The sequence below is a fragment of the Kitasatospora sp. NPDC004289 genome (assembly GCF_053602875.1).
Window position 1 is genome coordinate 19,797 of sequence record NZ_JBSGEL010000085.1, and the last position, 10,813, is coordinate 30,609.

Annotated in this window: 11 protein-coding genes; 8 read left to right on the forward strand and 3 right to left on the reverse strand. The window is 73.5% G+C overall.

From position 1 onward, the window contains the following. Nucleotides 1–12 precede the first annotated feature (12 nt). Nucleotides 13–777: a ferritin-like fold-containing protein gene (locus ACWEPF_RS34930; RefSeq protein ID WP_345287323.1), complete on the reverse strand. Its 765-nt coding sequence runs from the start codon at nt 775–777 to the stop codon at nt 13–15. A gap of 599 nt (nt 778–1,376) precedes the next feature. Here ACWEPF_RS34930 and ACWEPF_RS34935 point away from each other — a divergent pair. The 6 genes from ACWEPF_RS34935 to ACWEPF_RS34960 all read left to right on the forward strand — a co-directional run bounded on the left by ACWEPF_RS34935 (nt 1,377) and on the right by ACWEPF_RS34960 (nt 6,792). Further along, nucleotides 1,377–2,711: a DEAD/DEAH box helicase gene (locus ACWEPF_RS34935; RefSeq protein WP_452175749.1), complete on the forward strand. Its 1,335-nt coding sequence runs from the start codon at nt 1,377–1,379 to the stop codon at nt 2,709–2,711. Nucleotides 2,712–2,926: 215 nt separating this feature from the next. Continuing rightward, nucleotides 2,927–3,793 carry an alpha/beta fold hydrolase gene (locus ACWEPF_RS34940; protein ID WP_452175745.1) on the forward strand — a complete coding sequence of 289 codons (867 nt, stop codon included), beginning with the start codon at nt 2,927–2,929 and terminating at the stop codon, nt 3,791–3,793. Between the two features lie 282 nt (nt 3,794–4,075). Then, nucleotides 4,076–4,222 (forward strand): hypothetical protein, encoded by a 147-nt coding sequence (locus tag ACWEPF_RS34945; RefSeq protein WP_345287319.1) that lies wholly within the window; start codon nt 4,076–4,078, stop codon nt 4,220–4,222. A gap of 276 nt (nt 4,223–4,498) precedes the next feature. Beyond that, nucleotides 4,499–5,137 carry a DUF6758 family protein gene (locus ACWEPF_RS34950; protein WP_345287420.1) on the forward strand — a complete coding sequence of 213 codons (639 nt, stop codon included), beginning with the start codon at nt 4,499–4,501 and terminating at the stop codon, nt 5,135–5,137. A gap of 73 nt (nt 5,138–5,210) precedes the next feature. Then, entirely contained in the window at nt 5,211–6,065 is an 855-nt protein-coding gene (locus ACWEPF_RS34955; protein ID WP_452175746.1) for a PHP domain-containing protein, read from the forward strand. Nucleotides 6,066–6,177: 112 nt separating this feature from the next. Next, nucleotides 6,178–6,792 (forward strand): MarC family protein, encoded by a 615-nt coding sequence (locus ACWEPF_RS34960; protein WP_345287315.1) that lies wholly within the window; start codon nt 6,178–6,180, stop codon nt 6,790–6,792. Between the two features lie 20 nt (nt 6,793–6,812). On the opposite strand, the gene ACWEPF_RS34965 is transcribed toward ACWEPF_RS34960, so the two are convergent. Next, nucleotides 6,813–7,430: a suppressor of fused domain protein gene (locus ACWEPF_RS34965; RefSeq protein WP_452175747.1), complete on the reverse strand. Its 618-nt coding sequence runs from the start codon at nt 7,428–7,430 to the stop codon at nt 6,813–6,815. A gap of 490 nt (nt 7,431–7,920) precedes the next feature. On the opposite strand from ACWEPF_RS34965, the gene corA reads away from it, so the two are divergent. Beyond that, nucleotides 7,921–9,033 (forward strand): magnesium/cobalt transporter CorA, encoded by a 1,113-nt coding sequence (gene corA, locus ACWEPF_RS34970; protein ID WP_345287311.1) that lies wholly within the window; start codon nt 7,921–7,923, stop codon nt 9,031–9,033. Nucleotides 9,034–9,058: 25 nt separating this feature from the next. Here corA and ACWEPF_RS34975 read toward each other — a convergent pair whose 3' ends face one another. Then, complete coding sequence (locus ACWEPF_RS34975) at nt 9,059–9,991, reverse strand: DMT family transporter (protein WP_452175748.1); 933 nt, start codon at nt 9,989–9,991, stop codon at nt 9,059–9,061. A 132-nt stretch (nt 9,992–10,123) separates the two neighbouring features. Here ACWEPF_RS34975 and ACWEPF_RS34980 point away from each other — a divergent pair, with 132 nt between their 5' ends. Further along, complete coding sequence (locus tag ACWEPF_RS34980) at nt 10,124–10,657, forward strand: pyridoxamine 5'-phosphate oxidase family protein (RefSeq protein WP_345287309.1); 534 nt, start codon at nt 10,124–10,126, stop codon at nt 10,655–10,657. The last annotated feature ends 156 nt before the right edge of the window (nt 10,658–10,813 follow it).

The following is a 10,813-nucleotide window of genomic DNA, read 5'->3' on the forward strand; positions in this document are numbered from 1 at the left end:
GCCTGTCCGGTTCTAGGAGGCCAGCCCCATCGCGGCCATCCGCTTGGTGTGCGCCTCGGTGATCCGGTTGAACATCTTGCCGACCTCGACCAGGTCGAAGCCCTGCACCTCGGCGCCGCCGACCAGCAGGTTGGAGAGCGCGTCCCGCTCCGCCACCACCCGCTGGGCCTGGCTGAGCGCCTCGCCCATCAGCCGCCGGCCCCAGAGCGCCAGCCGGCCGCCGACCCGCGGGTCCTCCTCGATCGCCTGCCGCACCCGGTCCACCGCGAACTGGGCGTGCCCGGTGTCGGCGGAGACGCTGAGCACCAGGTCCCGGGTGTCGTCGTCCAGCCGGACGGCCACCTCGCGGTAGAAGTCGGTCGCGATCGCGTCGCCGACGTACGCCTTGACCAGGCCCTCCAGCCAGTCCGAGGGCGCGGTCATCCGGTGGAAGTTCTCCAGCGGCTCGACGAACGGGGTCATCACCTCGGTCGGGTCGGCCCCGACCTCGACCAGCCGGTCGTGCAGCTGCTGGTAGTGGTGGTACTCGTTGGAGGCCATCTTGGCCAGCGCGGCCTTGTCCACCAGCCCGGGCGCGAACTTGGCGTCCTCGGCCAGCCGCTCGAAGGCGCTCAGCTCGCCGTAGGCGAGCGCGCCGAGCAGGTCCAGCACCGCCGCCCGGTACCCCGGGTCGGCGGCCCTGGCCTCCCAGCCGCCGATGGACGCGGGAGCGTCGGAAGTGACGGGAGTGACGGAAGCGTCCAGCGGGGTGCCGTCGTCGGCGGCCTGAGTCTCCATTCCCGCCACCCTAGTGCCTCCCCCTCAACAGGCCCGGTCGGCACGGAGTAGGGCACGTCACGTGTTCGAGTCGTCGCCTGACTGTATGGTGGTAGTGAGGCCCGATGTATCCGGGCGGCACATGACGGTGCCGCGCAGGACACCGGGCGTTCACGTACGCGGATGCCCGGTCGGAGAGCCGATCGGCTCCGACCATGGCCCGGACTTCGGGCCCTGGCACCGCATCAGTGGCCGAGCGAGGGCCGCCGCGGACCGCGCCTCCCCCCGGCGCAAGGTCCCGCGCCGCGCCCCTCAAGGGAATCCTCCCCGACGCCGCCGCACCCCGCGCCCGGAACCGGGCCGCTCGGGTCGGCAGGGCACAGGGGCCGGCGCGGTTGTGCGACCTCGTGACGACGGGACGGGCTGCGACGCGGCCCGCGACCGGGCACGGGGCTGCCACGCCGCCTCTCTCGCTCTCGGCCCACCCACACGGAAGAGGCAGCACCCTGTCCACCACCGCTGAACCCACCAAGACCACCTTCCGGGACCTGGGCATCCTGGCCGAGACCGCCGAGGCCCTGGAGGCCGTCGGGATCGTCCACCCCTTCCCGATCCAGGAGATGACCCTGCCGGTCGCGCTGACCGGCCACGACGTCATCGGCCAGGCGAAGACCGGCACCGGCAAGACCCTCGGCTTCGGCCTCCCGCTGATCGAGCGGGTCGTCGTCAAGGCCGACGTGGAGGCCGGCCGGGCCACCGCCGACCAGCTCTCCGACAGCCCGCAGGCGCTCATCGTGGTGCCCACCCGCGAGCTCTGCACCCAGGTCACCAACGACCTGCAGACCGCGGGCAAGGTCCGCGGCGTCCGGGTCCTCGCCATCTACGGCGGCCGGGCCTACGAGCCGCAGGTCGAGGCCCTCAAGAAGGGCGTCGACATCATCGTCGGCACCCCGGGCCGTCTGCTCGACCTGGCCGGCCAGCGCAAGCTGGACCTCTCCAAGGTCCGCGCGCTGGTCCTCGACGAGGCCGACGAGATGCTCGACCTCGGCTTCCTGCCGGACGTCGAGAAGATCATCACCATGCTGCCGGCCAAGCGGCAGACCCTGCTCTTCTCGGCCACCATGCCCGGCCAGGTCATCTCGCTGGCCCGCCGGTACATGAGCCAGCCGACCCACATCCGGGCCACCGCCCCGGACGACACCGGCACCACCGTGGCCAACATCGAGCAGCACGTCTTCCGTGCCCACTCGCTCGACAAGGTCGAGATGGTCGCCCGCATCCTCCAGGCCGACGGCCGGGGCCTGGCGATGATCTTCTGCCGCACCAAGCGCACCGCCGCCGACGTGGCCGACCAGCTGACCCAGCGCGGCTTCGCGGCCGGCGCGGTCCACGGCGACCTCGGCCAGGGCGCCCGCGAGCAGGCGCTTCGCGCCTTCCGCTCCGGCAAGGTCGACGTCCTGGTCTGCACCGACGTCGCCGCCCGCGGCATCGACGTCGAGGGCGTCACGCACGTCATCAACTACCAGTGCACCGAGGACGAGAAGACCTACCTGCACCGGATCGGCCGCACCGGCCGCGCCGGCGCCTCGGGCACCGCCGTCACCCTGGTCGACTGGGACGACATCCCGCGCTGGCAGCTCATCAACAAGGCGCTGGACCTGCCGTTCACCGACCCGGAGGAGACCTACTCCACCTCGCCGCACCTCTACGAGCTGCTCAAGATCGCGCCCGGCACCACCGGTGTCCTGCCGCGCTCCGAGCGGACCCGGGCCGGTCTGAAGGCGGAGGAGATCGAGGACCTCGGCGAGACCGGCGGCCGCGGCTCCCGCACCCGCGGCGGCCGTCGCGGCGCCCCCGCCACCGAGGCCGCCCCGGCGGCCGAGGGCGAGGCTCCCAAGCGCCGCACCCGCACGCGCACCCGCCGCACCACCACCGAGGCCCCGGCCGCGGAGTAAGACCCGGAGGGCAGCGCCCTCGGGCCGCCGGAGGCGGCCAGGGGCGCGGGGAACTGCGCGAATCGGAAGACAACGACCCGTGTGCCGGGTACGGACAGCCACCTGCAAGTGAGCCTCCGTACCCGGCACACGGGTTTTTCCCTCCCGCCCCGCGCAGTTCCCCGCGCCCCCGGGGTAACCACCTTCGCGAGGAGCAGTGCCCTACGCTCTGCGGGGTGAGCACTCCCCCGTTCCTGAAGCTGCCCGTCTGCGCCGGTGCCGTCCGGCTGGCCACCTCCCGGGGGAGCTTCGCCGCCTTCGTGGGGGAACCGGCCGGGCCGGTCCGCGGCACCGCCCTGCTGGTCCCGGGCTTCACCGGCAGCAAGGAGGACTTCATCGCCCTCCTGGAGCCGCTCGCCGAGCGCGGCTACCGCACCGTGGCGGTGGACCAGCGCGGCCAGTACGAGTCCGAGGGCCCGGCCGACACCGCCGCCTACGCGATCGGCGAGCTGGCACTCGACGTGCTGGCCCTGACCGCCGCGCTGCCCACCGACGCCCCGCTCCACCTGCTGGGCCACTCCTTCGGCGGTCAGGTATCCCGCGAGGCGGTCCTGCGCGCGGACCAGCGCGCCCTCCCCTGGAGCTCGCTCACCCTGCTCTCCACCGGCCCCGGCGCGATCGACCCGCCGGAGGCGGCCCGCACCGGGCTGCTCGTCGACGCGCTGGCGGGCGGCCTGTCCCTCGACGAGATCTGGCTGCTGATGCAGGAGATGGACAAGGAGAAGGAGAAGCCCGCCCTCGACCCCGAGATCGCCGGCTTCCTGCACCGCCGCTGGGTGGCCAACCGCCCGGAGGCGCTGATCGCGATGGGCGGCCACCTGGTCGCCGCACCGGACCGGGTGGCGGAGCTGGCCGCCGCCGGGCTGCCGGCCCAGGTGGTCTCCGGCGAGCGGGACTACGCCTGGCCGGTCGAGGAGCAGATCGCGATGGCCGCCCGCCTCGGCGTCCCGCACACCACCGTCCCCGGTGCGCTGCACTCCCCCAACGCGGAGCAGCCCGCCGCGACCGCCGCGGTACTCGCCGGTTTCTGGGACCTGACCTGACGGAATGAGCCCGCGCCGAGGACGGCGCGGGCTCAGCACGGGCACCATTTCTTTAGTTCAGGTAATATTTGATTCTGTCCGGGAATCACCGAGCCCGGCGCCCGGTTGTAGCCCTCGAAGCACACCGGCGCCGATGCGCCGAAACCGGGACTTAACGGGCGGGCAACCGCCCGGATTCAGCAGTGCGAGACCGTACGTAGCAGGACAGCACCACACCCGGACGACGAAGACCGAGCTGTCACAAGGGCCCCACCCCGCGTGGGGCAGCGAAGGGAGCGACCCATGCGTTTCGAGATCCTCCGCCTGGACGACATCCAGGGCGCCGCCACCGACCGCCTGATCGCCGACGCGGACACCGTCCGCGAGTACGTGGAGCGCGCCGCCCGCACCGGCGAGCGCATCTACATCCGCCCGTGCAAGACGGCCTGACCGGCGCAGGGCCGGCCGACGCCGGATCCGACGCCCCGAAAGCAGCCGACGCCCCGCTCACCCCCACGGGTGACGGGGCGTCAGTGCGTCCGCGGACGGCCCCGGCGGGCCCGTCCGCACCGCCGGCCGCGCGGCCGGACGGGGCCCGCGCACGTTTGCCGGGCCCCTCGGCGGGACATCCCCCAACGGGGCAGCCCACCACCCCCCGGCGGAGCGGCACTCCATCCGGGTGATCGTCCTTGACGCGGCGCTCCGGGAGGAGGACCGTTGTCCGTCATGAGGGGCGAGCCAAGCTGCCCGAGGTGTGGCGCCCGGGTCCGCGCACCCGGTCTCTTCTCCGACACCTGGCAGTGTGACCAGCACGGCGCGGTCCATCCGATGCAGCCCGTGCTGCCGCCGAGCGTGGAGGCCCTGGGGGTCGCCGTCGCCCGTTCGCAGGTGCCCGTCTGGCTGCCCTGGCCGCTGCCGGTCGGCTGGCTGTTCACCGGGATCGCGCACGCGGGTGACGACGTGTCGGGTGCCCGCGCCACCGCCGTGGCCTGCTCCGGCCCGGCCCCGCTCGGCGGCTTCGGCGAGCTGGTGCTGGTCGCCGAGGAGCTGGGCGTCGGCCTCGGTGCCCGGTACGCGGGGCTGCCCGGGCCCGATCCGGGCGATTCGGTCTCGCTCTACAAGCCCGCCGACGCCAAACTGACCGCGGCCGGCCGGCCCACCCCGATGTTCCACGTGCCGAACGCGCCGGACGACCGCGCGGTGTACGTCGGCGAGGCGCGCGGGCTCTGGCTCTGGGCGATCGCCTGGCCCGAGCAGTCGGCACTGATGATGCACGACGAGCTGGTGCTCACCGACCTGCGGGACGCCGGCGCCGAGCTCGGCCTGCTGCCCTGCGGGGCGCCCTCCCCGCGGCTGCTGGGGTAGCCTGCGGCACCCCGGAGACGGCAGGTCGTAGGCTGAGCGCCCACGGCCCCCGGACCCGAGGAGCGATCACCCCGTGCGCATCGACCTGCACGCCCACAGCAACGCCTCCGACGGCACCGACTCCCCCGCCGAGCTGGTCGCGGCCGCCGTGGCGGCCGGGCTGGACGTGGTGGCGCTGACCGACCACGACACGGTGGCAGGGCACGCCGAGGCGGCCGAGGCGGTGCGCCGCAGCGGGACGGGGCTGACGCTGGTGCCCGGGGCGGAGCTGTCCTGCCGGACCGGCGGGATCTCGATGCACCTGCTGGCCTACCTCTTCGACCCGGCCGAGCCGGAGTTCGCGTCCGAGCGCGAGCTGGTCCGCACCGACCGGTTCCGCCGGGGCCGGGCGGTGGTGGAGAAGTGCGTGGAGCTCGGAGCGCCGATCAGCTGGGAGCAGGTGGAGCGGATCGCCGGGAACGGCAGCGTCGGGCGCCCGCACATCGCCAGCGCACTGGTCGAGGCCGGGGTGGTGCCGGACGTCTCGGCGGCCTTCACCGCCGACTGGCTGGCCAACGGCGGCCGGGCCGACGTGCCCAAGCACGAGACCGACCCGGTGACGGCCGTCCGGCTGGTCCGGGCGGCCGGCGGGGTGCCGGTCTTCGCCCACCCCGGCGCGGTGAAGCGCGGCCGGACGGTCTCGGACGACACGATCCGGGAGCTGGCCGCGGCGGGCCTCGGCGGCCTGGAGGTGGACCACATGGACCACGACCCGGAGACCCGGGACCGGCTGCGCGCCCTGGCCGCGGAGCTGGGCCTGCTGGCCACCGGCTCCAGCGACTACCACGGCAGCCGCAAGACCGTCCGGCTCGGCGAGCACACCACCGACCCGGCGGTCTACGAGGCCCTGCTGGCCCAGGCCACCGGAGCCGCCCCGATCACCGGCTGACCTCGCGTCAGGGCCGGGCCCCGCCGCGCCCCCTGACCTCGCGCCACGGCTCGACGGACCGGACAATTCGTCACATGAGCCGCGTACCGCCCCGGTCGACGGGCGCCCGCCGATGAGCTTCTTCGACCTCACGACCTTCGGATCGCTCTTCGTCACCCTGTTCGTGATCATGGACCCGCCCGGGACCATCCCGATCTTCCTGGCCCTGACCTCCGGCCGGGCGGCCAAGGTGCAGCGGAAGATGGCCTGGCAGGCCGCCGCCGTGGCGCTCGGGGTGATCACCTGCTTCGGGCTGTTCGGCCAGCAGATCCTGGACTACCTGCACGTCTCGATCCCGGCGCTCCAGGTCTCGGGCGGCATCCTGCTGCTGCTGATCGCGCTGGACCTGCTCACCGGCAAGATCGAGGAGCCGACCCAGACCAAGGACGTGAACGTCGCCCTGGTCCCGCTCGGCACTCCGCTGCTGGCCGGGCCGGGGGCGATCGTCGCGGTGATCCTGGCGGTGCAGGGGGCGGACGGCGCGGCCGAGGAGTTCTCGGTCTGGACCGCGATCCTGGCCATGCACGTGGTGATGTGGCTGACCATGCGGTTCTCGCTGGTGATCATCCGGGTGATCAAGGAGGGCGGCGTGGTCCTGATCACCCGGCTCTCCGGGCTGCTGCTCTCCGCCATCGCGGTGCAGCTGGTGGCCAGCGGTGTCTACGGCTTCATCAAGGACTACAGCTGACGGCCGGGGCCGACGGCCCGTCAGTCCAGCGCCACCCCGCGGCGCTCCGGGTCCCGCAGGTCGGTGCCGTGCCGCAGCCAGCGCTCCTCCAGCTCGGCCGCGCCGTGCACCCGCTTGTGCGCCGCCTCGTTGGGGGTCATCGGCAGCAGCGGGAGGAAGCGGACCGGCTCGGCCGGCTCCGGCAGCTCCAGGTCGGGCACCAGCCCGCCGGGCTCGCCGGTCAGCACCGAGGTGAACGGGGCGCCGGCCCAGAGCGGGGAGCCGAGGTCCAGCGAGGCGCCGGGGGCCACCACCAGGCCCTCGACCTGAGGGGTGGCGGCGAAGGTGGCCAGCGTGCGGAGCACGTCGTCGCGCCCCCCACGGACCGTCAGCACCAGTTCGGTGCGCGGCCCGCGGACCGGATCGGCGACCACCGCGGTGGGGTCGGTCATCGGCGCGGCCGACATCCCGAGGGTGACGTACCTCACCAGACCGGCCGCGTCCGGGCCGAAGCGCAGCACGTCGATCCGGTCCGCGCCGAGGAAGGTGACGGCGGCCCGGCCGGTCGGTTCGCCGAAAGTCGCCAGCAAGCGGGCCTCGACGGCGGCCAGCACGGCCGTGCGGGAGAGCTCGGCGGGGTCGTGGAAGTCGTGCGCCATGGGCAGACCCTAACGCCCGGTTGACAGCCGGGGCGCGTAGACCCCCAGCGCTGGCGGCCCGTCAACTGTTAGGGTATGGAGCTGGCCACTGGGGCATCACTCCACCTACAGGGCCACGACGTGAAGGAGGTGGTTGCGGTGGATACCAGCCGACCATGCAGTACCGGCAGCTCTGCCCGGCCGCGTCGCCTCCGCTCCGTCCTCGTCACCCTCGTCTGAGGCCCCTCTTCGCAGGGCCCCTCTCCGCAGGGCACCGTCCGATCGCCCAGCAGATCGGCCGAGCGAGCACCTGAGGCAGCGTCACGTCCGGCCGGGAGAGCACCTTCCCCGAAGCCGCAGGGTCCAAACCGCGCCCCAGCAAGGCAGCAGGACTTCTTCCACGGCTCCGGAAACACCGGCCTCGGCCGCTACGAACGTGCCGCCCGCTCCGCCGCACCACGGTCTGCCCACAGCTCCGCCGTGCGACGGTTTCCTGCCCGAGGAGCCCGTCATGTCGATGATCGACAACCTCCGTGCCGTCGTCCGCCCACGCCCGCGCCGCACCGCGCCCAAGTACGACGCCGCCACCGGCGACCAGGCCTCCTCGGCCGTGGTCGACTGCGCCGTCTACCTGGACGGCAAGCGGTCCGGAGCCAAGTGCAGCCCGCGCGAGGCGGCCCGCCAGGTCCGCGCAGCCCGGGAAACGGATGCAGGATCGTTCAGCTGGATCGGCCTGCACGAGCCCACCGAGGCCGAGTTCGAGGGCATCGCCCAGCGCTTCGGCCTGCACCCGCTGGCCGTGGAGGACGCCGTCCACGCGCACCAGCGCCCCAAGGTGGAGCGCTACGACGACGTGCTGTTCGCGGTCTTCAAGACCATCCGGTACGTGGAGCACGACGCGCTCACCCCGACCTCCGAGGTGATCGAGACCGGCGAGCTGATGGTCTTCGTCGGCCCCGACTTCGTGATCACCGTCCGGCACGGCGGCCACAGCTCGCTCACCCAGCTGCGCCGCCGGCTGGAGAGCGACGGCGGCGGCGAGCTGCTCGCCAAGGGCCCGTCCGCGGTGCTGCACGCCATCGCCGACCAGGTGGTGGACCAGTACCTGCTGGTGGCCGACCGCCTCCAGGCCGACGTGGACGACATCGAGTTCGACGTCTTCGCCAACAAGGGCGGGCGCGGCGCCGACGTCGGCCGGGTCTACCAACTCAAGCGCGAGGTGCTGGAGTTCAAGCGTGCGGTCACCCCGCTGCTGCGGCCGATGCAGCAGCTCTCCGAGCCCGGCCAGCGGCTGGTCGACCCGGACATCCGCAAGTACTTCCGCGACGTGGCGGACCACCTGACCCGGGTGGTCGAGCAGGTGCACGGCTTCGACGAGCTGCTCAACTCGCTGCTCCAGGCCAACCTGGCCCAGGTCTCGGTGGCGCAGAACGAGGACATGCGCAAGATCACCGCCTGGGCGGCCATCTTCGCCGTCTCCACCATGGTCACCGGCGTCTACGGGATGAACTTCGACTACATGCCGGAGCTGCACTCCAAGTACGGCTACCCGATCGTGATGGCCTGCATCGGGGTGCTCTGCGTCGGCATGTACCGGGGCTTCCGGCGCAACGGCTGGCTCTGACGGCCCGTCACGCCGCCGCGCCCGGTCAGTCGCGGCCCTGGCCCCGGACCACCAGGGCCAGGCCCGCCAGGATCACCACCAGCGCCGGGTAGGCCGCCACCGGCGGCAGCTGGCCCAGCCAGAGGGCGGCGATCAGCGCCGCACCCGGGGTCTCCAGCAGGATCGCGGTCGAGGTGACGGTGGGGCCGAGGGTGCGCACCACCCGGTTGCTCAGCGAGTGTCCGAGCAGCTGGGCGGCCACCATCAGCAGCGCGATCTGCCACCAGACCCCGGCGTCCCACCCGCTCATCGGGGTGCCGGCGGCCAGGCAGATGACCAGCAGCACCACCGCGGTGGTGGTGTAGCAGACCAGCGTGTACGCCGTGGTGCTGACGGTCCGCCGGACCTCCGCGCCGAGCAGCATGTACCCGGCCGCGGCCAGCCCGGCGCCGAGCGCCAGCGCGTCCCCGAGCAGGGCCCGCGGGGAGAGCGACATGTCGACCCCGGTCAGCACCAGCACCCCGGCGAAGGCCACGCAGGTGCCGATCCAGACCAGCCGGGGCGCGCGGTGGCCCATCAGCCGCATCAGCAGGATCGTCCAGAGCGGCGTGGTGGTGACCAGCGCGGTGGCCGAGGCCACCGAGGTCATCCGCAGGCTGGGCATCCAGAGCGCGAAGTGCAGCCCCAGCAGCACGCCGGCCGCCACCGCCAGCAGCAGCGCCCGGCGGCCGATCCCGCGCAGCTCGGCGCGGTGGCGCAGCAGCGCGTACGGGCCGAGCACGCCCACCGACATGACGTTGCGCCAGAACGCGATGGCCAGCGCGGGGGCGGCGGTCGCGGTGATCAGCGGGGCGGAGAGCGAGATGCCGGTGATCGAGACGGCCAGCAGCACCAGGTCCGTCCTGGGCAGCACGGCCCGGGCGGGCGCGGCGGCGGGCGCCTGGGCGGCGGTGACGGTCTCGGACCGGGCGGCGGGCACGGTGCTCCTCGGGGTGGTGCTCAGGGTGGTGCTCGGGTTTCGGCTCTTACCGTAAGGGCTGTGACGGCCGGACGGAACTGTCGTCCTGCCTGCTGGGACATCCGGCGGACGGCAAGCCGTACGCTGTCCGCCATGGAGCCCACGATCGCCGCCGACGACCTGCTGGACCGCGCCCTGCTGGAGGAGGCCGCGAAGAAGTCCGGCCTGCTCTGGGTCCGCGCCGACGGGCAGCCGCAGGCCAGGCCGGTCTGGCACGCCTGGCACGACGGCGCGGTGGTGGTGGTCGGCGACGGCGCCGAGCAGCCGCTGCACGGCCTGACGGCCGGTCAGGGCGCCGAGGTCACGGTGCGCAGCAAGGACAAGTGGGGCCGGCTGACCGCCTGGCCGGCCCGGGTCAGCGAGCTGGCCCCGGGCAGCGAGGCGTGGACGGGCGCGGTCGAGGAGCTCAAGGGCAAGCGCCTGAACGCCCCCGACACCGACACCATCGGCGACCGCTGGGCCCGCGAGTGCCGCGTGCTCCGCCTGGAGCCGGCGGGCGCCCTCTCCGAGAAGCCCGGCACGATGCCGGACGTCTCCCACCAGGCCGTCCCGATGCCCACGGACGCCACCACCCGCAAGCCCATCCCGGCCGGCCTCCCCAAGCTCCTCTTCAAGCGCTCCCGCTGACCCGCCCTCCGGGCGCCCGCCAGGGCAGCGGTCCGGCAGGGCAGCGGCCCAGGGGCGCGAGGAACTGCGCGAGTCGGAAGAACGAGACCCGTGTGCCGGGTACGGAGATCCACTTGCACGTGAGCGTCCGTACCCGGCACACGGGCGGCGCCACCC

What these genes read in the sequence shown, in the direction of transcription:
- ACWEPF_RS34935 (WP_452175749.1), top strand. Translation starts at nt 1,377, where the DNA reads ATGACCCTGCCGGTCGCGCTGACCGGCCACGACGTCATCGGCCAGGCG.
- ACWEPF_RS34945 (WP_345287319.1), top strand. Translation starts at nt 4,076, where the DNA reads ATGCGTTTCGAGATCCTCCGCCTGGACGACATCCAGGGCGCCGCCACC.
- ACWEPF_RS34980 (WP_345287309.1), top strand. Translation starts at nt 10,124, where the DNA reads ATGGAGCCCACGATCGCCGCCGACGACCTGCTGGACCGCGCCCTGCTG.
- corA (WP_345287311.1), top strand. Translation starts at nt 7,921, where the DNA reads ATGTCGATGATCGACAACCTCCGTGCCGTCGTCCGCCCACGCCCGCGC.
- ACWEPF_RS34930 (WP_345287323.1), bottom strand. Translation starts at nt 777, where the DNA reads ATGGAGACTCAGGCCGCCGACGACGGCACCCCGCTGGACGCTTCCGTC.
- ACWEPF_RS34950 (WP_345287420.1), top strand. Translation starts at nt 4,499, where the DNA reads ATGAGGGGCGAGCCAAGCTGCCCGAGGTGTGGCGCCCGGGTCCGCGCA.
- ACWEPF_RS34965 (WP_452175747.1), bottom strand. Translation starts at nt 7,430, where the DNA reads ATGGCGCACGACTTCCACGACCCCGCCGAGCTCTCCCGCACGGCCGTG.
- ACWEPF_RS34960 (WP_345287315.1), top strand. Translation starts at nt 6,178, where the DNA reads ATGAGCTTCTTCGACCTCACGACCTTCGGATCGCTCTTCGTCACCCTG.